The organism is Pseudomonas sp. TE3728 (genome assembly GCF_056279145.1).
The window spans coordinates 4,389,764-4,413,436 of record NZ_JBWBQT010000001.1; the positions used below are offsets into that span (position 1 = coordinate 4,389,764).

Consider the following 23,673-nt stretch of genomic DNA (forward strand, 5'->3'; position numbering starts at 1 on the left):
GGGCGGCACCCGGGGGCTCCAAGGATGAAGAGAAGTCAGAAGTTATTCGGCGCCAGCCTGCTGGCGCTGGCGATCAGCGGGTGTGCAGTCACCAGTGAACCGATCGAACGCAGCGTCAGCCAACAGCGCGCCCAAAGCGATCTGCAAAACATGTACAAGGGGCAGGAGCCTCTCAGCGGCCCGCTGACCCTGCACCAGGCCATGGCCCGGGCGGTGAAATACAACCTCGAAGGCCGGCTCAAGATCATGGAAGAGGCCTTGGCCAAGCGCCAACTCGACCTCGCCAGCTTCGACATGTTGCCGCGCATGGCGCTGGACGCCGGTTACGTGGGGCGTAACAACGTCAGCGCCTCCAGCAGCCAGAGCGTCGAGACCGGGGCCCAGTCCCTGGAACCGTCGACCTCCCAGGACCGTGACCGTGAAGTGGCGGACCTGACCATGGTCTGGAACGTGCTCGACTTTGGTGTCAGCTACATCAGCGCCAAGCAACAGGGCGACCAGCGACTGATCGTCCAGGAGCGTCGGCGCAAGGTTATCAACACCATCGTGCAGGACGTGCGCTCGGCCTATTGGCGAGCCATGGCCGCCGAACGTTTGCTCAAACAGATCGACAGCCTCATGGTCCGGGTCGAAACCGCTCGCACCAATAGCCAGAGCATGAGCGAGCAGCGTATTGGCGATCCGATTCAGGCATTGGGCTATCAACGCTCGCTGATCGAAGCCACCCGCCAACTGGAAGAACAACGCCGCGCACTGTCGTTGGCGAAAACCGAATTGGCGACCCTGATCAACCTGCCGCTGAGCACCGAGCTGACGCTGGCGACCCAGGACGATTACGTCATCCCGGAACTCAACGTCGATCTCGCCAGCCTGGAACAGGAAGCCCTGACCAGTCGGCCGGAGTTGCGCGAGCAGGACTACCAGACCCGGATCAGCGCCGCCGAAACCCGCAAAGCCATGCTGCGTCTGCTGCCGGGGCTGGAGTTTGCCGCTGGTGGGCATTACGACAGCAACTCGTTTTTGGTGGAGCAGGGCTGGGCGGATTATGGGGTGAAAGTCACCTGGAACCTGTTCAATGTGATTTCCGCGCCCGCCGCGATTGACGTTGCCAAGGCCGGTGAAGAAGTCGCCGCGGCGCGCAGGCAGGCGATGTCGATTGCCATACTGGCGCAGCTTTACGTGGCCAACGCCAACTATCGCGAGGCGATGCGGCAGTTCAAGACCAATCAGCAACTGTCAGACATCGATGGGCAAATCGTCGGCCAGCTGCGCAATCGTTATCAGGCGGCCGGGCTGGGCGAACTGGACCTGATCCAGGGCGAGCTGAACACCTTGCAGGCCGATCTGCGACGCGACTTGTCTTACGCCGACCTGCGCAACGCTTACGGGCAGATCTTCGCCAGCGCCGGTCTCGACCCGCTGCCGGACGAAGTGCAATCGACCGAAGTCCAGTCCATCGCCACGGCCCTGGCCAATCGCGAAGAGGCCTGGGCGGCGGGCAACATCTCAGTGCCGGTGGCCCATGCCCCGGTCCAATAATCTGCTGGCGCCGACGGCGAGCATCAGCCGCGCCCAACGGGAGACCCGCAACGGCCATCGCGGCACGGCAATTTTGCTGACCGGTTTGCCGGCCGCGGGCAAGTCAACATTGGCCCAGGCGCTGCACGCCGAGTTGTTCGAGCACGGCGTGCAGAGTGTGGTGCTCGATGGCGACGGACTGCGGGTCGGGCTCAATCGCGATTTGGGGTTTACCGACAGCGATCGCCTGGAAAACATCCGCCGCGCCAGTGAACTCGCGGCACTGTTGGTCGAAAACGGGCAGATCGTCATCCTCGCGATGATCGCGCCTTTGGTGGAGTTGCGTGAATTGTTCGCCCGACGATTGGGGGAGGATTACCGTGAAGTCTGGTGCAGCGCCTCGTTGGCGGTGTGTGAACAGCGTGACCCCAAAGGTCATTACGCCCGGGCTCGACGGGGTGAGTTGGCGGGGTTTACCGGTATTTCCGCGCCTTACGAACCACCGCCATGCGCGTCGCTGGTGCTCGACACAGGCGCGCAGTCGGTCGAGGCCTGTCTCGACCGTTTGCTGACCTGGCTCGGCGAATGCGCGGTGCTGCCGAAACGATGAGTCGGCCGGCCTTCTCCCGCTTGCCGGTAACGGTGGATTTACCGTTGCTGTTGCAGGCACTGACGGCGATTGGCGAGGGCGACTGGCTCAGTCACTTCAATAGCGATTATTACGCTGGCGACTGGAGCGGCGTGGCACTGATTTGCGCGGCCGATGCCTTGACTGAACTGTCGCCCGGTCGCGGCGAGACGCTGTTGCGTGCGCCTTGGCTGCAAGATGCTCGATGGCAGCAAGGGCTGCGGGATCTGCCGCTGCAGATCGTCTGCGCGCGTCTGCTGCGGCTCGGCCCGGGCGGGCGTATCCATGAACATCGCGACTATGACCTGGGCGCGCCAGACGCTGACTTGCGTCTGCATATCCCGTTGCTCAGTCCACCCCGAGTGGACTTTCTGCTGGACCGCCAGCGCATGCCGATGGCCGCTGGCGAATGCTGGTTTCTCGACCTGTCGCGGCCGCATCGCGTGGACAATCGCGATATCCGGGCACGGGTTCATCTGGTGCTCGATTGCCGGCCCGATACCTGGCTGGAGCAAGCGATTCTCGACGGGTTGGCAACCACGCCGTCGCCACAAATCGGTCATGACGCTTTAGCGCAGTTCCAGGCGTTGGTGGCCAGCGATCCGCAGCTGTGCAAGTCCTTGCAGGGGTTGCAGGACAACGAAGCCTTTATCGTCCGTACCCTGGAACTGTCCGCCGAGCGTGGACTTGCGTTCACCGCTGAAGAACTGCGCGCAGCGATGCGCGACGGTCGCCGTCAATGGAATCAACAATGGAGCGCCTGAGCCTTGAAGGCTGGTTGCCGATTCGCGTGTGGCAAGAGGCCGGGCAATGGCAAGTCGACTGGTGCTGGTTCGGTGACACGCCGCTGCATCAGCCGTTTTTTCGTGAGGCCGTGGAAGACGCGCTGCGACTGCCGTTCAATCAGGCGTTTCGCCGGAAATCTGCATTGTCGACCCTCGCTGACTGGCAGGTTTGCAGCCCTGGGCTGGCCCCGAGTGCGTTTATCTTCCATGCTTCCCGTTGTGGCTCGACCCTGATCAGCCAGATGCTGGCGCAACTCGACAGCCACATTGTCGTCAGCGAGCCACCGCCGCTGGATGCGTTGTTGCGCAGTGATTTGCCCGCCATCGAGCGCCGTGCTGCCATCAAAGGGGTGCTGTCTGCTTACGGGCAACGTCGGCTTGGCGTGGAGCAACGGCTGGTGATCAAACTCGACGCCTGGAATATAGGTGAACTGCCGTTACTGCGCGAATGCTTCCCCGAAACGCCGTGGTTGTTTCTTTATCGCGATCCACTGGAAATCGCCGTTTCGCATCTGCGTCGCCCGGGCACGCACATGGTGCCGGGGATGATCGGGGCGAGCATGCTGGATGAGAAATTTCCGTTCAGCGGCCGTGAGGATTACATCGCCCGGCGGTTGGGGCGGTTGCTGGCGCAGGGATTGACGCAATGCCGGGCGTTTGGCGGCCTGGCGGTGAACTACAGCGAACTGCCGCAGGCCATGGCGGGGCGGTTGGCAACGTTCTTTGCATTGGATGTCGAGCAGCGCAAGCAGGTGTTTGCGACGGTGGGGCAACATGCCAAGCAGCCGTCGCAGGGGTTTGTTGGTGACAGCGATGACAAGCGTCGAGAGGCCTCGGTGCTGCTTCGTGATCGGGTGAATCAGTGGGCGCGGGAGCCTTATGAGGCATTGGAAAAAGATCGCAGCCTTCGGCAGCTCCTACAGGAGTACCCCGAGCTTTTGTAGGAGCTGCCGAAGGCTGCGATCTTTTGTGCCGGCAGATTATTTCCTCAAGATTTTGACGACAAGTCCGCCATCCCCTTGAGCAACTCGATCGGCAGCGGGAAGACGATGGTCGAACTCTTGTCCCCGGCAATCGAACTCAGCGTCTGCATGTAACGCAGTTGCATGGCCCCCGGCTGACGGCCGAGCATTTCAGCCGCCTGCATGAGTTTTTCCGAGGCTTGCAACTCGCCTTCGGCGTGGATCACCTTGGCCCGACGTTCCCGTTCGGCCTCGGCCTGCTTGGCGATGGCGCGAATCATCGATTCGTTGAGGTCCACGTGCTTGATCTCGACGTTGGCCACCTTGATGCCCCAGGCATCGGTCTGCGCGTCGAGCACTTGCTGGATGTCGACGTTCAGCCGTTCCCGTTCGGCCAGCAATTCATCGAGTTCATGTTTACCGAGCACCGCCCGCAACGTGGTCTGCGCCAGTTGGCTGGTGGCCATGAGAAAGTCTTCGACCTGAATGATCGCCCTTTGCGGATCGAGCACGCGGAAATACAGCACCGCATTGACCTTGACCGAGACGTTGTCGCGGGTGATCACGTCTTGCGGCGGTACGTCGAGCACCACGGTACGCAGGTCGACGCGAACCATTTGCTGGACCACTGGAATCAGCAGGATCAGGCCAGGGCCCTTGACCTGCCAGAAGCGTCCGAGCTGGAACACCACGCCGCGTTCGTATTCGCGCAGGATGCGGAAGGTCGACCCCGCCAGTGCAATCAGCAGTAACAGCAGCGCGGCAAAACCCAGTTGCAGACCCATGACTATTCTCCGCCATCATTGTTCATACGGGCGCCGCGTCAGCCGCGACCACTTCCAGCAGTAGACCCTTACGTGCCACTACCCGGACCTGTTGACCCGGTTGCAGCGGTGTTTCGCTCATTGCCTGCCATTGCTCGCCTTGCAGGTGCACCCAGCCGATATAAGCGTTACCGGCCTGCAACGACGTTATCGGCGTTACGGCGCCCAGTATTTCGGCGTCACCGCTGACGTTGCGGCGCGGTCGGGTTTTCAAGGCGCGGATCACCAGGAAAATCAGTAGCAGTGCGCTGATCAGTCCCAAGCCGATCATCAACGGAACAGGGACTTCGGCGTTAGTCAGAATCACCGCCCCAATCACGAACATCACAAGGCCGCCCAAGCCGACCACGCCGTAATTGGGCAAGGCCGCCTCGGCGATCAGAAACGCAATGCCGAAGGTGATCAACCAGAGCCCGAGGGGATCGGGAACCAGCACCACGAGAGTGTCCGCCGCGAAAACCGGTCCGCTCAGGGCCAGCAACAGCGCAATTGCACAGCAACGCATGTTCACTTGACCCTCCGGGAGAGTCATCCGTCCGCGAGCCGTTCAGGGCTCTGTATACAAGTCTAGTTGACCTTGCATTGGTATGAATTTTGACCCGTTGTCGAAAGCGTCCGACGGGCGGATTTCCCGTCGGAACCCCTCGGTGGGCCTAGACTTTTAATGGAGACAAAAAAGTTAACCATCGTCCGTGATTCGTTGCTGCGGACACCGAGGTGCATCATGCGTATGGCAAAAACCGTGCAGAACAGCCTGGACAAGGCTCACTGCGAATATGACATCGTTTCTCACCCGCACTCGGCCAGCAGCCTTGAAACGGCTCGGCTCGCGGGCATTCCTGCCGAACGGGTCGCCAAATCGGTGATTCTTGACGACAGCCACGGCCACTACTTGATGGCCGTACTGCCCGCCAGCCGTCACCTGGACCTGAGCAAAGTACGTGGCAGCGGCGAATGGCAAGTCACCCGTGAAAGCAACCTGCCGCACCTGTTCGACGATTGCGAACGCGGTGCCGTGCCTGCACTGGGCGAGTCTTATGGAATGGACATGGTCATCGACCCACTGCTGACCCGGCAGAAAGACATCTACCTCGAAGCCGGCAACCACAGCAATCTGGTACATATGAGCGTGCCGGAATTTCTGAAAATGGTGCCGCATGCCGAGGTGTGCGAGTTGAGTCAGTCGGCATAGCAGTCGACATAACTGCCGTCATCGCGGGCAAGCCCGCTCCCACATTGAAACGCAATCAACTGTGGGAGCGAGCCTGCTCGCGATTGACCGCGCAGCGGTCACCCCATTCAGCCATCAAGAAGGAACCAGACATGGAATCCCCAACCCACAGCCTCCCATCCCTGTTCAAACAACTCGGCCTGCCGGATGACGCCGAAAGCATTGATAAATTCATCGCCACCCATTCACCACTCAAGCCCGAACTGCACCTGGCGGACGCGTTCTTCTGGAACGAGAGCCAGGCAGAGCTGCTGCGTGAGGAGATTCTGGATGATGCGGATTGGGCTGAGGTGGTGGATCAGCTGGATGTGCTGCTGAGGAAGGGGCGGGGGGTGTAAAAAAATCTGGAGAAAAATGGCGAAATGTAAAAAAACTGGTGAATGGTAAAAAAATCCGAGTAAAAACTTAATTTGTCAGCTTTTTCCAGGGTTGCTCAGAAACAGGTAATAGACCAGAATCAAGACCTCAATTGAGGTCTTAATTATGCAAAGTGTTCTGGCCGACATGGCGGTTAGCGTGTCTGAGTTGAAGAAAAACCCATCTGCAGTTCTGAGCGGTGCTCACGGTGGGCCTGTGGCAGTGCTGAACCATAACCGAGTGATGGGATACATGGTTCCGGCCGATGTTTTCGAGCAAATGATGGAGCGCCTCGATGACTTCGAGTTGGCGGAAATTGTTCGCTCTCGTAGAAATGAAAAGCCGGTCCCGGTAAACCTGGATGACCTATAAGCTTGAATTCCTGCCCTCCGCACGCAAGGAGTGGGACAAGCTGGGGCATACATTGCGTGAGCAGTTCAAAAAGAAATTGGCGGAACGACTTGAATTGCCTCGAATCCCTTCCGACTCCCTGCATGGGATGCCTGATTGCTACAAAATCAAATTGAAGTCATCGGGATACAGGCTTGTGTATCAAGTTTTTGATGAGCGCGTAGTCGTTTCTGTGGTGGCGATTGGTAAGCGCGAACGCAGCGATGTGTACGACCGAGCCAAGAAACGCTGATAGTTCTCAGACCTCTCCTATTTTTGCTGCTGCTCAAGCGTCGACCCGACGTACGGCGCAACTGGCCTCGGCCATACCCAAGTCGCCATGAGCCAGAACGATTTGTTCCTTGCTTTGGGTGGCGGTCGGGAAAGCGGACGAACGCAAGGGTCACACCCCGGCAAACCCTGAGGCCGTTGCTATGCTTTGACTTGATGGGGGCGCGTGGCGAACCCGTCGATCAAGGCTTGCGTTGATCATGGGGATCTAATAATGAAAAACCCTTACGCTCCCGGCTTCTGGTGCGCCATTGCGGCATTGGTTTTGCTGTCGGCCACCTATTTCTACGGCGTCATGCTGGCCCACCAGCTCGACACGGCGCTGATATTCCTCGACAGCGCGGCGGCGTTGATCGCCGTGATGGCTATCGTGGTGGTCGCCTGGGCTTCATTACAGAACCAGCGCATCAAGAAGCGACAACTTGAACAAGGCAAGACCCTGGTGCTGATCTGGGACACCAAGGTGGCTTTGCGTCGCGTCGAAACGGTGTTCGACCGGTATTTCTGGGGCAGTTACTGGCAACCGGGGCGCACGTTCCAGGAAGTCATGGGCGAACTCACCGGCACGCCGCTGGAAAAAAGCCTCGAAACCTTGAAAAAACAATGCCTGGCGCTGGACAAGCAAGTGGCCGATGAAGGGTGGCACTGGCTCAACAATGCGCGAGAGCTGTCCGATGTCGCCAACGCCATGGCCCGTGAACGCTATCAGCTGGATTTCTGCGACCCGCGCGCGGAAGTGACCGGCGGGGCGGTGATCAATCGGGATTTTGAAGTGCTGGTGTATACGTGGACGGCGCGGCTCAAAAGCTTTGATCATCAGCTTGATGAAATTGAAGTGCAGTATTCGTGAATTGAGGTTGGCTGGACTGACGCCATCGCGGGCAAGCCTCGCTCCTACAGGATTTGTGTCGTGCGCAAATTTCGCAAATGACACAAATCCTGTAGGAGCGAGGCTTGCCCGCGAAGGCGATCGAATGACCGCCGAAACTCTCAACCCTTGCCAGTTGGCCACAAGCAGCAATATCCCATAGACACTCTTTCACCTTTAATCATTGAGCCGCTTTGCGGCGCAAATGCTAATCTCCATCCCACTTTCAGCGCAGTCGTGACCGCGACCCGCCATGGGTTCAGGGAAGACGACCACACTTTCAGCAACGGACATTGAACGGGTACTTCATGAATAAATCAGCAGGCGTGCTTCTAGGAATTGTCGTGGCCATCGGTGCAATCAGTGCCGGCGGTGCGTGGTACACCGGCAGCAAACTCGATGGGGTGCTGAACACCTCGATCACCGACGCCAACAAAGAGCTGCAAGTCGCGCTGGCTGGTTCCAACGGCACGGCGTCGCTGGAACTGGTGTCGCTGGATCGCCATGTGTTCAGCAGCACCGCGCACTACCGCCTCAAGGGTGAGGGCGAAATGTTTGGTGAAGCACCGGTCGAGTTGCTGTTCGTCGACCGCATCGAACACGGTCCGCTGCCGTTCTCGCGTCTGGTGTCGCTGAAGTGGTTGCCGGTCCTGGCGACCAGTCACTACGAGCTGGAAAAGACCCCACTGACCGAAAAGTGGTTCGCTGCCGCCAAGGACAAATCCCCGGTCAAAGGCGTGGTTAACATCGGCTACGACAATTCCACCAAGGGCACCCTCGAGTTTCTGCCGCTGGAAACCGCACTGGATGACAAATCCAATCTGACCTTTTCCGGTATGAAACTCGATGTAGCCGCCAGCGCCCAGGCGCAAAAGGTCAAGGCAGACGGTTATATGGACAGCCTGAAGCTGACTACCGTGGCTGAAGATCAGACCCCGGTGCAGGTCGAGCTCAACGGCTTGACCGTGGCCAGTAACCTGAACAAAAGCACGTACGGCTATTACACCGGCGAAAACACCGTCGAGTTGACCCACAGCAAGACCACCTTCGGGGCCAAGCAGTCGGTACTCGGCGTCAAGAACTTTGAAATGAAGAACAAGACCGAGGAATCGGGCACCAACGCTTCGGGGCGTGCCGATTACAAGGTCGGTGAAGTGTCCTTGAACGGCAAGGTTATCGGCTCTGCACAAATGGCCATGAGCCTGAAAAACCTCGACATCCCGTCAACGATGTCGCTGATGCAGATCTACCAGACCAAACTGCAACCGTACGAGAAGGCCGCCACTGAAGCCGCTGCCGCCGGTCTACCGGCGCCGGAGCTGAACCTGACCCCGGCCGAAGAGGCGCAGGTCAAGACCGGCCTGGAGAAACTGCTGGCCGCAGGTCCCCAGGTGGCTCTGGAAAACCTCTCGTTCAACACCACCAACGGCGAAAGCCGCGCCAACCTGGTGCTGGATCTGACCAAACCGCAGTCCATGGACTTGCCGCCAGACCAGTTGGTCAAGCAGTTGATTGCGCTGCTGGACTTCAACCTCTTGGTGTCCAAGCCAATGCTGGTTGACGTGCTCACCGTGCAGTCGCAAATCGACGGCCAGACCGACGCCAAGCTCATTGCCGATCAGGCGAGCGCAACCGCCGACATGTTCAGCAGCATGGCGGTGGGCACCCAACTGGCGAAACTGGACGGTAACAACGTCGTCACCAAGCTGCACTACGCCAACAATCAGGTGGACTTCAACGGCCAGAAAATGACCCTCGAAGAATTTGTCGGCTTCGTGATGAGCAAACTTGGCGGCACGGGCGACGTCAGCATCCAGTAAAACTGCAGGCCTCACCGCAACGCCCGGCCTCTGCAACACGCAGACGCCGGGCGTTTTGCTGTCTGGGGTTTCGAAAGGAGGTGAGGGGGAAGGAGGCCCTGATGCCCTGTCAGTCAAGAACATGAACACTGCAACCTCTGTGGGAGCGAGCCTGCTCGCGATAGCGGCGGGTCAGCCAACATTGATGCTGAATGTACCGCCGTCATCGCGAGCAGGCTCGCACAGGGGCTGCGCTTGGCTGACTGGTACCAGAGAAGGCCTGAACATCACGAATCTGAACAATTATTGTGCTCTGAATAGTTGACTTCGCTTGCATGCAAAATTGCGTCGATAAAGCCTGGCCGGGTCTTTCGATCCGGCTTTCCGCTACAAATGGGCAAGGGGACATTGCGACCCGGCTGGCCATGTAAGGATGCTGACGAATGCCGTGTATTGCTGGTCCCTTTATTCATCGTGGTTTACGCCCCTTGTTTCGCGTTGCCCTGTGCGGCCAATTGCTGTGGCCGGTGCTGGCGTTCGCCGATACGCCTTATGACCAAATGGTTCGCGATGCACGAGCCGGCAACTACACGCCTGCGCTGGCTGTATTGCGCCAGGTGCCAGTCAACCAGGCCACCACCGGCCAGATCAGCGATCACTTGCAGATCGCCAGCTGGGCAGGTCTGGACGCTGAAGTGGTTCGGGTTTATGAAACCCAGGGGCACAACCGGGCGCTGCCGGTTCAGGCCCTGACCGCCACCGCGCGTGCCTATCGCAACCTCAAGCGCTGGGACTCGGCGACCCAGGTATACAACAAGGCCCTGGCCCTTGACCCGAAAAATGCCGACCTGCAGCTGGGGTTGGCGATGACCCAGGCCGATGCCGGTAAACCTGATGAAGCGGTTGCCCGCGCCAGGGCGCTGGTGGCGGCGAAACCGGATGACCCTTCCCGCCGCTTGGCCCTGGCCTACGCCTTGACCCGCGCCGGAGCCATCTACGACGCGCTGTTTGAATACGATCAGGCCTTCGTCCGCGCCGGCAGCAAGCCCGACGTCGCTCGGGAATACGTGATTGCCCTGCAACGCGCCCGCCTGCCGGAACCGGCCTTGCGCCTGGCGCGTCAGCGGCCGGGGTTGCTGGATCCGGTCACGTTGCGCCGCCTTGAAGGTGACTTGGCCGCAGAACGCGTGCGTTTGGCCGAGCTGGCCACCCGCAGCGAAAAAGAACGTTATCTGATCGCTGATCGGGCTCTGGCCGATTACGACCAGTTGCTGACGACCTGGACGCCGGATCCTCAGGCCCACGATGACGTCATCCGCTGGCGAATCGATCGCATGGGCGCCCTCAAGGCCCGCGCGCGCACCGCTGATGTGATCGCCGAATACCAGAAATTGCTCGCCGAAGGCGTGAATATTCCGACCTATGCCCTGCGTTGGGTGGCGTCGTCTTATCTGGACCAGCGTCAGCCAGAAATCGCCACTGATTTGTATCGTCAGGTGCTGGTCGCGCCGGATGCCGACGTCGGCGACCGTCTGGAAGACAGTACCGCGCTCTATTACGCCTTGCTCGAAAGCGACAAGGCCGATGAAGCACGTCAGGTCGCCGAGGACTTGGCCAAGACCCAGAAGCCACGGATCGAGCTCAAGGGCTTGCCGGTGGGCAATCCCAACGATGAATGGATGGACGCGCAGCAACTCGCCGCCCAGGCCGGCACCTACGGCGCTGATCTGCCGTCGGGCGAACAGCGTTTGCAGACGCTGGTGGATCAGGCCCCGGGCAACCTCGGCCTGCGTCTGGCCCAGGCCGATCTGTACCTGGCCCGGGACTGGCCACGGCGCGCCGAGAATCAGCTCAAGGAAACCGAGAGCATGGCGCCGCGGGACATCGGGCTGGAAGTTGCGCAAGGTCACACCGCCATGGACTTGCAGGAATGGCGGCAGATGAATGCGCTGACCGACGATGTGGTCGCGCGTTTTCCGGACAACCGTCAGGTCCAGCGTTTGCAGCGCCAACGTGCGGTCCATGACATGGCCGAGCTGCGGGTGGAGGCCTACGGAGGCAAGAGTTATGGCGGGGGCAACGACGACGCCGGGGCGGTCAACGGCAGTCGCGATTTCGGCCTCGAAACCACGCTGTATAGCCCACCTATCGATGAAGACTGGCGCGTGTTCGTCGGTGCCGGTTACGCCACCGGCGACTTCCAGGAAGGCACCGGCCACCATCGTTTTCAGCGCGTCGGGCTAGAACGCCGGACTCGCGATATGACCCTGGAGGCGGAAGTCTCCAACCATTCCTATGGCTTCGGTGACAAACAGGGCGCGCGCCTGGCGATTGCCCGAGACATCGACGATCACTGGCAGTACGGCGGCAGTCTCGAATACCTGTCGGCGCAAACGCCGTTGCGAGCCTTGAACAGCGACATCACCGCCAACGGCGGCAGCGGTTTCATCCGTTGGCGCGCCAATGAGAGCCGTGAGTGGAGACTGGCGCTCAGCCCCTCGCACTTCAGCGACGGCAACAACCGTGTCGAAGCCTTGCTCACCGGTCGCGAGGGTGTTTACCGCGCGCCGGGGTTGCAGGTCGACCTCGGCCTGGAGGTCGGCACCAGCCGTAACTCAAAGTCCGACGACGTGCCGTATTTCAACCCCAAATCCGACTTCAGCGTGCTGCCGACGGTGAACGTCAATCACGTGCTCTACCACCGCTACGAAACCTCCTGGAGCCAGCAATTCCAGGCCGGTGCGGGCACTTATAGCCAGCGCGATCACGGCACCGGCGGCGTCGGCCTGTTGGGTTACGGCCAGCGCTACAGCTGGAACGACGTATTCGAGGTGGGCGGCCTGCTGAGCGTGATCAACCGGCCTTATGACGGCGACCGCGAAACCGATCTGCGCCTGCTCGTCGACCTCACTTACCGCTTCTAGAAGAGTTTGAAGATGCCTTTTATTTCGCGTTTCATCCTTTTGCTGGGAGCGCTGTTGATCAGCGCCTGTGCCCAGCAAGCCCCGGCCTTCGCACCGCCGTCCGAACGCCCGATGCCGGCCAATGAAAAGCCGTGGCCAAAAAATCACGTATTGGGGATTTCTTACCACGACGTCGAGGACCGCGACCCCGATCAGGCGGTGGTGGCCGTGCGCACCGAGCGTCTGCTCGAGCAACTGGCTTGGCTGCGGGAGAACAACTACAAGCCGGTCACCGTCGACCAGATCATGGCCGCGCGCAACGGCGGCCCCGAGCTGCCGCCACGGGCGATCGTGTTGAGTTTCGACGATGGCTATTCGAGCTTCTACACCCGCGTGTTGCCGGTGCTGCGCGCCTATAACTGGCCCGCCTTGCTGGCGCCGGTCGGGGTATGGATCGATACGCCGCTGAACCAGCCGGTGGATTTCGCCGGCACACCGCGCAAGCGTTCGGACTTCCTGACCTGGGAGCAGATCCGCGAGATTTCCCGATCCGGCCTGGTGGAAATCGCCGCCCACACCGACGCTAGCCACAAAGGCGTGTTGGCCAACCCGCAAGGCAACCTGCAACCGGCGGCCGCGACCCGGCGCTATGACGCGGCTAGCGGTCGCTATGAAACCGAAGCCCAATTCCAGGCCCGGATGCGCGCCGACGTGGCGGCCATCTCGGAGAAGATCCGCAAGGTCACCGGTTACAAGCCCCGTGTCTGGGTCTGGCCGTACGGCGCGGCGGACGGCACCTCGCTGCAAGTGATCAACGAACAGGGCTATCAGATGGCCCTGACTCTGGAAGACGGCCTCGATGCCCTCGACAACCTGATGAGCAGCCCGCGCTTTTTGGTGGCCTCCGATCCAGATGGTGAGCACTTCGCCAACAGCATCGTCTCGGTGCAGGCCGAATCGCCGATGCGCGTGGTGCATGTGGACCTGGACAACGTCTACGACCCGGACCCGGCCCAACAGGAAATCAACCTCGGCAAACTGATCCAGCGCATGGCTGACATGGGCGCCAATACGGTGTTTCTGCAAGCCTTCGCCGACCCTGCCGGCGATGGCCTGGTGCACTCGCTGTATTTCCCCAACCGGCACCTGCCGATGCGCGCCGATATCTTCGACCGCGTGGCCTGGCAGTTGCGCACTCGGGCTCAGGTCAAAGTCTATGCCTGGATGCCGGTGCTGAGTTTTGCCCTGGATTCGAAGCTGCCACGGGTCACTCGCTGGGACCCGAAAAGCGGCGTCACCTCGATCGATCCGGACCAGTACAAACGCTTGTCGCCATTCGACCCGAACGTGCGGCGCATCATCGGTGAAATCTACGAAGACATGGCGCGCCTGACCTCGGTCGACGGCGTCCTCTATCACGATGACGCGGTGCTGTCGGACTTCGAAGACGCCGGCCCCGAAGCCCTGAAGGTCTATGCCGCCAACGGTCTGCCGGGTTCGATTGCCGCCCTGCGTGACGATCCGGCCACCTTGCAACGCTGGACGCGATTCAAGAGCCGCTACCTGATCGATTTCACTCACGAACTGACCGCCAAGGTTCGCGCCATTCGTGGCCCGCAAGTGAAAACGGCGCGCAATATTTTCGCCGAGCCAATGCTCAACCCCGAGAGTGAAGCGTGGTTCGCGCAGAACCTCGATGACTTCCTGAGCGCCTACGACTGGACGGCGCCGATGGCCATGCCATTCATGGAAAAACAGAGCCGCCAACAATCCGGCCCTTGGCTCGAAACGCTGGTGGCAACGGTCAAGTCGCGCCCCGGCGCACTCGAGCGCACGGTGTTTGAATTGCAGGCCCGTGACTGGACGAAAAATACCGACGCCGACATCGACGGCGAACAGTTGGCTGAGTGGATGGGCCGCCTCAAGCGTCAGGGCGCCACCAGTTTTGGCTACTACCCGGACAACTTCCTCGAGAACCAGCCGGACCTGAAAACCGTGCGGCCCGCGCTCTCCAACAAGTGGAATCCATAACATGCTGGACAGACTTCTAGCCCTGCTGGTTCTGGCGATCGTCCTTGGGGTTCCCCTCGGGCTGATCTTTCTGCTCACCGGGCAATTCCTGATGGACTTCGTGTTCTTTTATCCACTGTTCATGTCGGGGTTGTGGATCGCCGGCGGCCTGTATTTCTGGCTGCATTGGGAGCGGCACTGGCCGTGGCAGGACGATACGTTGCCGCCAGCGCTGGCCGGCGAACCGCTGATCTCGATCCTGATCCCTTGCTACAACGAAGGCGACAACGCGGCCGATACCATCCACGCGGCACTGGCCCAGCATTACCCGAACATCGAAGTGATTGCGATCAACGACGGCTCCAAGGACAACACCGCCGCGGTGCTCGATGCACTGGCGTTGCAGGATCCGCGTCTGCGGGTGCTGCACCTGGCGGAGAACCAGGGCAAGGCCGTGGCCCTGCGCATGGGCGCCATTGCGGCGCGCAGCGAGTATCTGGTGTGCATCGACGGTGATGCGCTGCTGGCGCCGAACACCGCGGCATACCTGGTGGCGCCGATGCTCGATAACGCGCGCCTCGGCGCCGTCACCGGCAACCCGCGAATCCGCACCCGTTCGACCTTGATCGGCCGCGTGCAGGTCGGCGAGTTCTCGTCGATCATCGGGCTGATCAAGCGCACCCAACGGGTGTTCGGGCGGATCTTTACCGTCTCCGGAGTGATTGTCGCCTTCCGTCGCACGGCGCTGAACCGGGTCGGTTACTGGAGCCCGGACATGATCACCGAAGACATCGACATCAGTTGGAAGCTGCAACTGGATCACTGGAGCATTTTCTACGAGCCCCGCGCATTGTGCTGGATCCTCATGCCGGAAACCCTCGGCGGCCTGTGGAAACAGCGTCTGCGTTGGGCCCAGGGCGGCGCCGAGGTGCTGTTCAAAAACATCCGTGGCATCTGGCAATACCGCCATCGTTACCTCTGGCCGCTGCTGTTCGAATACTGCCTGTCCACCGGCTGGGCCTTCACCTTTCTGCTGTCGGTGATTTTCTGGGGTGTCGGCAAATTCATCGAGATGCCGCCCGCCATTGCCGTCGATCACCTGATGCCACCGGCGTTTACCGGGCTGCTGCTGGCGGTGGTCTGCCTGGTGCAATTCGCCGTCAGCATCCTGATCGATCGCCGTTACGAAAAGGGCCTCGGCAAGACCATGTTCTGGGTGGTCTGGTATCCGCTGGTGTTCTGGTTCATCAGCCTGCTTACCACCCTGGTCAGCTTCCCGAAAGTGCTGTTCGGTCAACATCAGAAGCGCGCGCGTTGGGTCAGTCCGGACCGGGGCATCAAGCCGCTGAATGACGATGAAGAGGAAGTCATCCAATGAAAATCATCAGAACCCGGCAGCGGCCCTTTCTGGTCGTGATCGATGTCTTCTTAACCGTGCTGGCCTGGATCGGTCTGCTGTATTTACTGGTGCGGGGGTTGTGGCCGTTGATCGATACCCATGCCGGTCCGCGCATCGATGCGTCGTTTTTCGACGCCCTCGGCACGTTGCAGATTTACCTGTGGGTGGCGTTGTTGAACGCGGTGATCCTGATCACATGGGCGCGTTATCAACAGCGCAAAAGCAAGAGCTTCGCCCAGCGCCGTTTGCCGGCGCCGGCGGTGGATGATCAGGGGCTCAGCAAAAGCTTCAAGCTGACTGGCGACCGATTGGCGAAACTGCGCACGCCGGGCTCGATAACCATTCATAACGATCAGGATGGCGATGTCAGCCATGTCGTTACGCACTTCATCCCGGTCGCCCCGGCTGACCTACCGCCGCCTTTGGCGCCGCTGGAGCATCCGCTGGTAATCCGCCTGCCAGCCGAAGATGACGACAACCGCGAGCCAATGAGCCACGTATGAGCCTAGTATGTTCCTGTTGTGTCATTCAGTGCATTGCATGGCCGGCTCTATGTAGGAGCTGCCGAAGGCTGCGATCTTTTGATTTTCAGCGGTTTTGAAAATGCCAAAGATCAAAAGATCGCAGCCTGCGGCAGCTCCTACGGGGGAATGCGGAAGATGTCGGTCAGCCAACATCCCGAATCAGCCGCCACGCCTCATCCACCGACAGCGGTTGTTTCATCCGTTCGGCAAGCATTGCCATGGCCCTCTCCTGGTCGCAGGCAACGGCCGCCGCCACCACGCCGTTTTTGCCAAACAGGCCGATAAACGGTGGATGGTCAGGGTCACCCTTGAACTCGACCTCGTCCCAAGTCTGGGCGTGACCGAGGTAGTCGTAGTTTTTGCCGAAGTGCCAGGTCCAGAAATACGGTACATCGAGGTAGCGCTCATCGCCGCCGAGCATATTCGCCGCCGCAATCCGCGCCTGTTGCTGGGCCAGGCGCCAGTGCTCGATCCGTTGGGGCTGGCCGTTGAGCGGGAAGGTCGCAATGTCGCCAACGGCCCAGAGCCCGTCGGTCACGCGCATCCCGCCGTCGACCTTCAACGACAGATCCTTTTCTTTGGGCAAATCGGCAAACGGGGTCGTTGCCGGGGTGACGCCAATGCCGACCAGCACCAGATCCGCCGGCAAGCGCTGACCATTGTCCAGCAGCACTGCTTCGACTTTGCCTGCGCCTTCGATCCGGGCCGCTTCGCCATCGGTATGAAACACCACGCCGTTGGCCTCGTGCAGGGCACGAATCGCTTTGCCGACGGCATCGCCGAAGTGCGCCTCGAACGGGATGGCATGGCGGGCCAGGACGGTGACCTCCAGGCCGTACTGACGCAGGGAAGAGGCGGACTCCAGAGCAATGAAACTGTCACCAACAATCACCGCCCGCTGACCGGGTTTTGCACTCGTCAGAATCCGCTGCGCCTGTGCCTTCGAACGCAGCACGAATACCTGCGGCAGATCGGCGCCAGGCAGCGACAGGGTTTTGGGTATGCCGCCGGTAGCAATCACGGCGGCGTCATAGCTCAACGATTGACCATCGGCCAGGCGCAGAGTCCGGTTCTCTGCATCCAGGCCCATCACATCGCTGTTTATCCGTTCAATGCGCTGTTCTTGATAAAAATTTTCATCCCGCAGAGGTGGCACTTCGTCCGGCGGCATCTCGCCTGCAATCACGAATTTGCTCAATACCGTACGGTCGTAACCGGCCTCGGACTCGCGGTCGATCAACACCACCCGGCCGCCGAAACCTTTCTCCCGCAGCGCCGCCGCACAAGCCGTACCTGCACCACCGGCACCGATGATCACAAAGGTTCGCTTATCGTCCGCCGGTGGGGTGCTCGCGGTGGGCATCGGCTGGTCATCGACCCAGACCTCATCGTCGCGGATTTCAAGCGGGTAGCGTCGCAGACTGTCCAGGGACGGTGGCTCGCATAACGCGCCGTCTTCGAGCCGGTACGCTGCCTTGTGCCACGGGCAGATCAGCCGCCCCTCACACAGCGCACCTTTGGCCAAGGGAGCCCCGGCGTGGGGGCATTTGCCCTGATAGGCGCGCAATTGATCGCCGAGCCGCAGCAAGACGATTTTCGTCTTATCGATCCGGACTTCAAGGCCACGGTCTTGGGGCACATCGGCGAAACGGGCAACGCGATGCAGGGCCATGATCGATCTCCTGGCAAGTGTTTCACTTAGGAGTTTGGCGCTTATTCCCAGGTTCAGCCAATTCTGCTGCCAGCGCACGAACGGTCCGGCTATAGTTTGCCAGCCGACGACGGCCTCACCCGCACAAGGTGCTCCGGTATGACCCGATTGACCTTTTTGAACCCTTGGCTGGCGGCCGTTGCAGTCGCCCTTTGCGTGCAGTTTCCGGCGCAGGCCCAGGAGCGTTTCACCCTCAGCATTCCCGGCGTTTCGGACAATCGTCTGTTCACGTCGGCGGCGGCCAGCGATGCCAGCGGTTGCGGCGGCAAGAACCAGTCCCCGGCCCTGAGCTGGAACGCCGGCCCTCCCGGCACACTCAGTTACGCCATCGTCATGCACGATCCGGACGGTCAGAAAGGCCTGGGTGTCGATCACTGGATTCATTACGGGATCAAGGCCGCGACACGTCAGATCCCGGCCGGTGTCGGTGCCAAATCCGCCCTCGAAGGCGTGGGCGGCAGCAACAGCAAAGGCACCACCGGTTACATCGGCCCTTGCCCGCCCATTGGCGACAGCTCCCATCACTACATCATCCAGCTTTACGCCCTGGACCTGGCGCCAGACGCCTTGCCTGCCGGCCTGACCCGCGCGCAGCTGATGGAACAAATCAAAGGCCATGTGCTGAAAAACAGCAGCGTGGTGCGGCGTTATCACCGCTGAAGATTTTTTCCGGCGATTAACCCGAACCTGCCGGGCTGTCCGTCTCAGAGGATGAATGAGTCAATTTCCTCCTGAGGTCAGCCCCCATGTCCCTCCCTCTGCACTACCTCCGCCCGGCCGCCCAGGGTTTCGCCGCCGGGTTGTTGCTGGCCGTTGCCGGTTGCGGCGCTTCATCCACGCCAGACTCTGAGACGAACAGCCCGGCAGCGGTTGCGCCACCGATTCAAGAGGCGCTGAAAACTGAAGCGTTGGTGCGTAGCGAGGCGATCATGGCAGATACCGCGATGGCCAAGCGCAGCGCGCGACCGGCACCGTCGGTCGCTTTCGCGCCCATGCCGGCCGGTGAGGCTTATCCACAGGGCTATCGGGATGAGCAGCGGGAGCAATATCAGGCGCTGGCCGATAACCCGATTCACAGCGTGGCCGAAGCACCGGTCTCGACCTTCAGTGCCGATGTCGACACCGGCGCTTACGCCAACGTCCGGCGCTTGCTCAATCAGGGGCGCTTGCCTCCCGAAGGGGCGGTGCGGCTGGAAGAAATGGTCAATTACTTCCCTTACGACTACGCCTTGCCCACCGATGGCTCGCCATTCGGCGTGACCACCGAGTTGGCGCCATCACCGTGGAACCCGCATACCCGATTGCTGCGTATCGGCATCAAGGCATCCGATCGCGCGGTGGCGGAACTGGCCCCGGCGAACCTGGTGTTTCTGGTGGACGTGTCTGGCTCGATGGACCGGCGCGAAGGCTTGCCCATGGTCAAAAGCACCCTGAAATTGCTGGTGGATCAACTGCGCGAGCAGGACCGGGTTTCACTGGTGGTGTATGCCGGAGAATCTCGCGTGGTGCTGGAGCCGACTTCCGGACGGGAAAAAGCGAAAATTCGTACCGCCATCGATCGATTGACCGCAGGCGGCTCGACCGCCGGAGCATCGGGTATCGAACTGGCTTATCAAATGGCCCAGCAGGCGTTTATCCCCAAAGGCATCAACCGCATCCTGCTGGCCACCGACGGTGACTTCAACGTCGGCATCAGCGACTTCGACAGCCTCAAGCAAATGGCTGTGGATAAACGCAAGACCGGCGTCTCTCTGACCACCCTGGGTTTTGGTGTGGATAACTACAATGAACACCTGATGGAACAACTGGCCGACGCTGGCGACGGTAACTACGCCTACATCGACAACCTGCGCGAGGCGCGCAAAGTGCTGGTGGATCAGCTCGGTTCGACTTTGGCGGTGGTGGCGAAAAACGTGAAGCTGCAAGTGGAGTTCAACCCGGCGCAGGTCAGCGAATATCGGCTGTTGGGTTATGAGAATCGCGCCTTGAAACGCGAGGATTTCAGCAACGACAAAATCGACGCCGGAGAAATCGGCGCAGGGCATACGGTGACCGCGTTGTATGAAATTGTCCCCAAGGGCGAGAAGGGCTGGCTGGAGCCGTTGCGCTATGGCAATGCTGGGGCCGATGTTTCCGCAAAAACCGGGGAAATGGCGATGCTGCGAGTGCGTTATCAGTTGCCGGAAGGTGGGAACAGTCGCTTGAGCGAGCGGCCAATACTGAAGGGTGAGGCCGGCAAACTCTCGGCCGCCAGCGATGATCTGCGCTTTGCTGCCGCCGTCGCGGCCTTTTCCCAGCAGCTCAAGGACGGGCGTTATACCGGTAATTTCAGCCTGAAAGACACCGAAGCCCTGGCCCGTGGCGCACGGGGCGATGATCAATTCGGCCTGCGCAGTGAATTCGTGCAATTGGTGGAGTTGGCGCAAAGCCTGCGGGCCCCGACCGCCTCGAATCAACAGCCCAACGACAACCGGATAGAGTGAAAGAGGCCAGCACTGACATGTCCGATCCTGAAATCAGCTCAACCGCCAGCAGCGATGAATCGCTGCTGGCGCGTTATCGCTCGGGCGACGGGCCGGCGTTCGAAGTTTTGTACGCCCGCCACCGTCAGGGCCTTTATCGATTCCTCCTCGGCCTCAGCGGCAAGCCCGAACTGGCCGAAGAGGTGTACCAGGAAACCTGGCTGAGCCTGATCCGCAGCACCAGTCAGCCACAAGGCCGGGCGAACTTTCGTACCTGGCTCTACCAGATTGCCCGCAACCGACTGATCGATCACTGGCGCAAACACGGCATCCACAACCCCTTGCACGACAGCTATGACGAACAGGCTCACGCCCTGATCGATGACGCGGCCGACCCCGAACAACTGCTGAGCCTGAGCCGCGACAGCCAACGCCTCGAAGCCGCCCTGCAAACCTTGCCCGCCGACCAGCGCGAAGTGTTCCTGCTGCGCGCCCACGGCGACCTCGACCTGCCGCAGATCGCCACCCTTACCGAAACACCGCTGGAAACCGTTAAAAGCCGCTTGCGCTACGCCCAGCAAAAACTGCGTCGGCTGCTGGCCGAGGAGGTACTGACATGACTGACGCCCGACAAACACCGCCATCGCCCGACGATGAAGTGCTCAAGCATTTTCGCGATCACAGCAGCGGCGAACCACCGGCGCATCTCGACGCCTTCATCCTCGCAACGGCCCATCGCGAAGCCCCCACACCGAAGCCGAACCTGTGGCAGCGCTGGCTCCGCGCTTGCCAACAACCCCGTTGGCAAGTGGCATTCGCCAGCCTCGTTGGCGTGGCCCTGATGCTGGCGCTGGTACAACGCACGCCGGAGCAACTGCCGAGTTATGACTTTGCCCCTGCGCCAAAAGCATCTGCACCGGTTGCCAAGCAGGAAGCCGCTGAAGCGAATGAACCCGCTGCTCGCTCCCAGGCTGCACCGGCCGGTGCTATGTCCGCGCCCGCGCCAGCTGCGCCAATGGTGGAGTTTTCTGCACCGTTGCAGCGCGAGTCGATCAATAGCGAAATGGCTGACGAAGCAAAAATCAGCAAACGCTTAGCCGCGCCGGCCAAGTCACTGGATGATCAATTACATGAAGTGATACGCCTGCAAGAGACCGGTCAGACACAAGCCGCCGAGGCGCTGATGGCGACATTGCACAAGCGCTTCCCCAAGGAAAACCTCACGGCCCGACTCAAGGATTTGCAGAAGAAATGAGGTGAACAGCGGTCGGCAAATTTGGCATCGACACCCGAAAGCGCGCACTATCGGCCTATAGCCGATGCGTTGGAGGATGCCGTGGCAAAAAAAATCGACCGCATCGCCCAAATGCTCAACTGCCCGGTGAAGGGTGAGGAATTACGGCGAGCAGTGACTGAGAGTCGTAAGGAGTTTCTTCTGGCGAAGCAGGCAGAAGAAGCGCTTGAGGAAGACGTTCTTGATGATGAAGTGGTCGAGGACGAAGAGGATGATGATTACGACGAGTTTGACTGGACGACAGAATGAGAAAACCGCTTCGACAGTTTTTTTACCATTAAAGAAACGCTGTTTGATCTGGAGTTCATCAAGGTGTGTTTATGCGTGTTTTACGCAACAGGTGTGGGGGGGAGCGCTAGCAGCAATGCCGCCGACTACCCAAGAACTACTAAGAACTACCCAAGAAACTACCCAAGAAATGGTTTGTTACGGCGATGATCATTGGTAGTGACGCAGCTGACCTGACGCGAGGCAGCGATTTGAACTGTCAAGTTTTCCTTGACGGTTGCCTCTACCTTGACTGGATCACCAGTGCCTACCGGCGGTTGACGAGAAGTCCTCAACCCTTACAATCGCCCACAACACGGCCCCTGTCGGTTGATGCGCTTCGGTGCTGAGACTGCTCAGGGGTTTTTTGTTGCCTGGGATTTTCCGCCTTACCAATCGCGGTGGGTCCCGGGTACGCTTTGAGCTGAACGGTGTGGTCGGGATCTTTCACTGACCATACCCGGACAAGAAAGCAAAGCCCTACCAGATTCGTGATGCGCGGGCTTTCCCTGAACAAGCAGGAGTCACGGCATGAACGTAATGAATTACAAAGGCTATGCCGCCCGAATTGAATACAGCCAGGAAGATGGCCTGTTTGTGGGCCGTATTGCTGGTATTAGAGATGTCGTTGGGTTTCATGGCGAGTCGGTGCAGGAGCTTCGAAATGCATTTGAAGAGGCCGTCACTGATTATCTGGAAACTTGCGCCAAGCTCTGACCAACACCGGGCGCATGCTTGACCACTGCTATTGCACGGCTATGCAGTTGCATGAGAGGTAGACGCCAGAGCTCAGCATCAACACGCCTCCGCTCACATCTGGCAGTTTTGGAGGCCCCGAAAAATCGGGGCGCAATTCAAGGGTGAGTTGCCGCTATTCTGCGGTTTGTGGCGTCGCCGCCTGCGGTGGTTGCGTCAAAACTTTCACCACATCATCAATCACTGCCTTACCCATCGCAGTCAGATAATGCGCGGCCCACGCGTGGCGGTCGGTGTCTTTCGCGTAAGCAGCATCCTCAGCAAACGACTTGGCCAAGAACAACAGGTCGGACGCTTGCGCCAATGCTTTGCTAATAGGCACCCCAGCGCTGACATGAAACAGCGGATCGTCTGCACAGTAGAGGCAGGGCGTGTAGCCGATGGTTTTTGCTTCTGAGTGTTCAGTCATTTGCCACCTCCATTGACGGAGGTGCGGTGGGGGCGCGATTCGAAATCGCGGTGAGGGATAAGCCTAATTTCGTACGGATTTATATTGCGCATGGTCTAGCTCCTTGACGAGGAACTGCCACTTTTTCGTTACCAAGCGAATGGGTGGCAGCTGTGCGCAGGTTGGTAAACCGGGAGTCAAGGAATCCGGCACGCCCGAAGACGTCCCACGCACAGCCGCCATAACTCAAAATTGCGGGCATAAAAAAACGCCTGCAAATCTGAATGAGGGCGCTGTTGCGCTTAA

The 23,673-nt window shown here is 60.1% G+C and carries 23 protein-coding genes and 3 pseudogenes; 22 read left to right on the plus strand and 4 right to left on the minus strand.

The window, feature by feature from the left end; genetic code table 11:
• The first annotated feature begins 24 nt into the window (after positions 1-24).
• Genes ACZ89R_RS19210 through ACZ89R_RS19225 form a run of 4 tightly spaced genes read left to right on the plus strand, consistent with a single transcriptional unit; the run spans position 25 to position 3,875 of the window.
• Entirely contained in the window at positions 25-1,539 is a 1,515-nt protein-coding gene (locus ACZ89R_RS19210) for a TolC family protein (RefSeq protein ID WP_429544910.1), read from the plus strand.
• The gene (cysC, locus tag ACZ89R_RS19215) at positions 1,523-2,128 is read left to right on the plus strand and encodes an adenylyl-sulfate kinase (protein ID WP_429544909.1); all 606 of its coding nucleotides are present in this window, start codon (positions 1,523-1,525) and stop codon (positions 2,126-2,128) included. Before ACZ89R_RS19210 ends, cysC begins: the two co-directional genes overlap by 17 nt.
• The gene (locus ACZ89R_RS19220; RefSeq protein ID WP_429547835.1) at positions 2,125-2,910 is read left to right on the plus strand and encodes an aspartyl/asparaginyl beta-hydroxylase domain-containing protein; all 786 of its coding nucleotides are present in this window, start codon (positions 2,125-2,127) and stop codon (positions 2,908-2,910) included. Before cysC ends, ACZ89R_RS19220 begins: the two co-directional genes overlap by 4 nt.
• Complete coding sequence (locus ACZ89R_RS19225; RefSeq protein ID WP_429544908.1) at positions 2,898-3,875, plus strand: sulfotransferase family protein; 978 nt, start codon at positions 2,898-2,900, stop codon at positions 3,873-3,875. The genes ACZ89R_RS19220 and ACZ89R_RS19225 overlap by 13 nt, the downstream gene beginning before the upstream one ends.
• Positions 3,876-3,919: 44 nt before the next feature.
• Here ACZ89R_RS19225 and ACZ89R_RS19230 read toward each other — a convergent pair whose 3' ends face one another.
• Together ACZ89R_RS19230 and ACZ89R_RS19235 are read right to left on the minus strand one after the other, a co-directional pair.
• Positions 3,920-4,678: a slipin family protein gene (locus ACZ89R_RS19230; protein ID WP_007899545.1), complete on the minus strand. Its 759-nt coding sequence runs from the start codon at positions 4,676-4,678 to the stop codon at positions 3,920-3,922.
• A gap of 22 nt (positions 4,679-4,700) precedes the next feature.
• Complete coding sequence (locus tag ACZ89R_RS19235; protein WP_192346451.1) at positions 4,701-5,228, minus strand: NfeD family protein; 528 nt, start codon at positions 5,226-5,228, stop codon at positions 4,701-4,703.
• Positions 5,229-5,441: 213 nt separating this feature from the next.
• On the opposite strand from ACZ89R_RS19235, the gene ACZ89R_RS19240 reads away from it, so the two are divergent.
• The 11 genes and pseudogenes from ACZ89R_RS19240 to pgaD all read left to right on the plus strand — a co-directional run bounded on the left by ACZ89R_RS19240 (position 5,442) and on the right by pgaD (position 16,468).
• The gene (locus ACZ89R_RS19240; RefSeq protein WP_429544907.1) at positions 5,442-5,909 is read left to right on the plus strand and encodes an aminoacyl-tRNA deacylase; all 468 of its coding nucleotides are present in this window, start codon (positions 5,442-5,444) and stop codon (positions 5,907-5,909) included.
• A 131-nt stretch (positions 5,910-6,040) separates the two neighbouring features.
• Positions 6,041-6,286 (plus strand): DUF2789 domain-containing protein, encoded by a 246-nt coding sequence (locus tag ACZ89R_RS19245; protein ID WP_030128603.1) that lies wholly within the window; start codon positions 6,041-6,043, stop codon positions 6,284-6,286.
• A 145-nt stretch (positions 6,287-6,431) separates the two neighbouring features.
• Entirely contained in the window at positions 6,432-6,677 is a 246-nt protein-coding gene (locus ACZ89R_RS19250; RefSeq protein ID WP_123498221.1) for a type II toxin-antitoxin system Phd/YefM family antitoxin, read from the plus strand.
• Positions 6,667-6,948: a type II toxin-antitoxin system RelE family toxin gene (locus tag ACZ89R_RS19255; RefSeq protein ID WP_429544906.1), complete on the plus strand. Its 282-nt coding sequence runs from the start codon at positions 6,667-6,669 to the stop codon at positions 6,946-6,948. The genes ACZ89R_RS19250 and ACZ89R_RS19255 overlap by 11 nt, the downstream gene beginning before the upstream one ends.
• A 1-nt stretch (position 6,949) precedes the next feature.
• Positions 6,950-7,119: pseudogene (locus tag ACZ89R_RS19260) on the plus strand (TolC family protein); the annotation flags it as partial.
• Positions 7,120-7,200: 81 nt separating this feature from the next.
• On the plus strand, positions 7,201-7,836 hold the full coding sequence (locus ACZ89R_RS19265) for a hypothetical protein (RefSeq protein WP_008068581.1): 636 nt from the start codon (positions 7,201-7,203) through the stop codon (positions 7,834-7,836).
• Between the two features lie 326 nt (positions 7,837-8,162).
• A complete protein-coding gene (locus tag ACZ89R_RS19270; protein ID WP_429544905.1) occupies positions 8,163-9,674 on the plus strand; it encodes a YdgA family protein in 1,512 nt (503 codons plus the stop codon).
• A gap of 422 nt (positions 9,675-10,096) precedes the next feature.
• Positions 10,097-12,577 carry a poly-beta-1,6 N-acetyl-D-glucosamine export porin PgaA gene (gene pgaA / locus ACZ89R_RS19275; protein WP_429544904.1) on the plus strand — a complete coding sequence of 827 codons (2,481 nt, stop codon included), beginning with the start codon at positions 10,097-10,099 and terminating at the stop codon, positions 12,575-12,577.
• A gap of 12 nt (positions 12,578-12,589) precedes the next feature.
• The gene (pgaB, locus tag ACZ89R_RS19280; RefSeq protein WP_429544903.1) at positions 12,590-14,587 is read left to right on the plus strand and encodes a poly-beta-1,6-N-acetyl-D-glucosamine N-deacetylase PgaB; all 1,998 of its coding nucleotides are present in this window, start codon (positions 12,590-12,592) and stop codon (positions 14,585-14,587) included.
• Between the two features lies 1 nt (position 14,588).
• Entirely contained in the window at positions 14,589-15,944 is a 1,356-nt protein-coding gene (pgaC, locus tag ACZ89R_RS19285; protein ID WP_429544902.1) for a poly-beta-1,6-N-acetyl-D-glucosamine synthase, read from the plus strand.
• The gene (gene pgaD, locus ACZ89R_RS19290) at positions 15,941-16,468 is read left to right on the plus strand and encodes a poly-beta-1,6-N-acetyl-D-glucosamine biosynthesis protein PgaD (protein ID WP_429544901.1); all 528 of its coding nucleotides are present in this window, start codon (positions 15,941-15,943) and stop codon (positions 16,466-16,468) included. Before pgaC ends, pgaD begins: the two co-directional genes overlap by 4 nt.
• 163 nt (positions 16,469-16,631) lie before the next feature.
• Here the strand turns inward: pgaD and ACZ89R_RS19295 are convergent, their stop codons facing one another.
• Positions 16,632-18,161 carry an FAD-dependent oxidoreductase gene (locus ACZ89R_RS19295; protein ID WP_429544900.1) on the minus strand — a complete coding sequence of 510 codons (1,530 nt, stop codon included), beginning with the start codon at positions 18,159-18,161 and terminating at the stop codon, positions 16,632-16,634.
• Positions 18,162-18,299: 138 nt separating this feature from the next.
• On the opposite strand from ACZ89R_RS19295, the gene ACZ89R_RS19300 reads away from it, so the two are divergent.
• The 7 genes and pseudogenes from ACZ89R_RS19300 to ACZ89R_RS19330 form a co-directional block, all read left to right on the plus strand.
• Positions 18,300-18,860, plus strand: a complete 561-nt coding sequence (locus ACZ89R_RS19300; RefSeq protein WP_401171844.1) for a YbhB/YbcL family Raf kinase inhibitor-like protein — start codon at positions 18,300-18,302, stop codon at positions 18,858-18,860.
• 86 nt (positions 18,861-18,946) lie between these two features.
• Positions 18,947-20,683, plus strand: coding sequence for a vWA domain-containing protein (locus ACZ89R_RS19305; protein WP_429544899.1), 1,737 nt, complete (start codon positions 18,947-18,949; stop codon positions 20,681-20,683).
• Positions 20,684-20,700: 17 nt separating this feature from the next.
• Positions 20,701-21,282, plus strand: coding sequence for an RNA polymerase sigma factor (locus ACZ89R_RS19310; protein ID WP_429544898.1), 582 nt, complete (start codon positions 20,701-20,703; stop codon positions 21,280-21,282).
• The gene (locus ACZ89R_RS19315; RefSeq protein ID WP_429544897.1) at positions 21,279-21,917 is read left to right on the plus strand and encodes a hypothetical protein; all 639 of its coding nucleotides are present in this window, start codon (positions 21,279-21,281) and stop codon (positions 21,915-21,917) included. Before ACZ89R_RS19310 ends, ACZ89R_RS19315 begins: the two co-directional genes overlap by 4 nt.
• A gap of 21 nt (positions 21,918-21,938) precedes the next feature.
• Positions 21,939-22,205: a hypothetical protein gene (locus ACZ89R_RS19320; RefSeq protein WP_429544896.1), complete on the plus strand. Its 267-nt coding sequence runs from the start codon at positions 21,939-21,941 to the stop codon at positions 22,203-22,205.
• 361 nt (positions 22,206-22,566) lie between these two features.
• Positions 22,567-22,758 (plus strand): annotated as a pseudogene (locus ACZ89R_RS19325) (type II toxin-antitoxin system HicA family toxin).
• Positions 22,755-22,937, plus strand: a pseudogene (locus ACZ89R_RS19330) (type II toxin-antitoxin system HicB family antitoxin); the annotation flags it as partial. The pseudogenes ACZ89R_RS19325 and ACZ89R_RS19330, both read left to right, overlap by 4 nt.
• 157 nt (positions 22,938-23,094) lie before the next feature.
• Here the strand turns inward: ACZ89R_RS19330 and ACZ89R_RS19335 are convergent.
• Positions 23,095-23,388, minus strand: a complete 294-nt coding sequence (locus ACZ89R_RS19335) for a DUF3077 domain-containing protein (protein WP_007899610.1) — start codon at positions 23,386-23,388, stop codon at positions 23,095-23,097.
• Positions 23,389-23,673 lie beyond the last annotated feature (285 nt).

Coding starts and splice junctions, on each gene's coding strand:
- ACZ89R_RS19300 (WP_401171844.1), top strand. CDS start 18,300: ATGACCCGATTGACCTTTTTGAACCCTTGGCTGGCGGCCGTTGCAGTC.
- ACZ89R_RS19220 (WP_429547835.1), top strand. CDS start 2,125: ATGAGTCGGCCGGCCTTCTCCCGCTTGCCGGTAACGGTGGATTTACCG.
- ACZ89R_RS19315 (WP_429544897.1), top strand. CDS start 21,279: ATGACTGACGCCCGACAAACACCGCCATCGCCCGACGATGAAGTGCTC.
- ACZ89R_RS19305 (WP_429544899.1), top strand. CDS start 18,947: ATGTCCCTCCCTCTGCACTACCTCCGCCCGGCCGCCCAGGGTTTCGCC.
- pgaB (WP_429544903.1), top strand. CDS start 12,590: ATGCCTTTTATTTCGCGTTTCATCCTTTTGCTGGGAGCGCTGTTGATC.
- ACZ89R_RS19255 (WP_429544906.1), top strand. CDS start 6,667: ATGACCTATAAGCTTGAATTCCTGCCCTCCGCACGCAAGGAGTGGGAC.
- ACZ89R_RS19335 (WP_007899610.1), bottom strand. CDS start 23,388: ATGACTGAACACTCAGAAGCAAAAACCATCGGCTACACGCCCTGCCTC.
- ACZ89R_RS19270 (WP_429544905.1), top strand. CDS start 8,163: ATGAATAAATCAGCAGGCGTGCTTCTAGGAATTGTCGTGGCCATCGGT.
- pgaD (WP_429544901.1), top strand. CDS start 15,941: ATGAAAATCATCAGAACCCGGCAGCGGCCCTTTCTGGTCGTGATCGAT.
- cysC (WP_429544909.1), top strand. CDS start 1,523: ATGCCCCGGTCCAATAATCTGCTGGCGCCGACGGCGAGCATCAGCCGC.
- ACZ89R_RS19210 (WP_429544910.1), top strand. CDS start 25: ATGAAGAGAAGTCAGAAGTTATTCGGCGCCAGCCTGCTGGCGCTGGCG.
- ACZ89R_RS19250 (WP_123498221.1), top strand. CDS start 6,432: ATGCAAAGTGTTCTGGCCGACATGGCGGTTAGCGTGTCTGAGTTGAAG.
- ACZ89R_RS19245 (WP_030128603.1), top strand. CDS start 6,041: ATGGAATCCCCAACCCACAGCCTCCCATCCCTGTTCAAACAACTCGGC.
- ACZ89R_RS19225 (WP_429544908.1), top strand. CDS start 2,898: ATGGAGCGCCTGAGCCTTGAAGGCTGGTTGCCGATTCGCGTGTGGCAA.
- ACZ89R_RS19230 (WP_007899545.1), bottom strand. CDS start 4,678: ATGGGTCTGCAACTGGGTTTTGCCGCGCTGCTGTTACTGCTGATTGCA.
- ACZ89R_RS19295 (WP_429544900.1), bottom strand. CDS start 18,161: ATGGCCCTGCATCGCGTTGCCCGTTTCGCCGATGTGCCCCAAGACCGT.
- pgaC (WP_429544902.1), top strand. CDS start 14,589: ATGCTGGACAGACTTCTAGCCCTGCTGGTTCTGGCGATCGTCCTTGGG.
- ACZ89R_RS19310 (WP_429544898.1), top strand. CDS start 20,701: ATGTCCGATCCTGAAATCAGCTCAACCGCCAGCAGCGATGAATCGCTG.
- ACZ89R_RS19265 (WP_008068581.1), top strand. CDS start 7,201: ATGAAAAACCCTTACGCTCCCGGCTTCTGGTGCGCCATTGCGGCATTG.
- ACZ89R_RS19240 (WP_429544907.1), top strand. CDS start 5,442: ATGCGTATGGCAAAAACCGTGCAGAACAGCCTGGACAAGGCTCACTGC.
- pgaA (WP_429544904.1), top strand. CDS start 10,097: ATGCCGTGTATTGCTGGTCCCTTTATTCATCGTGGTTTACGCCCCTTG.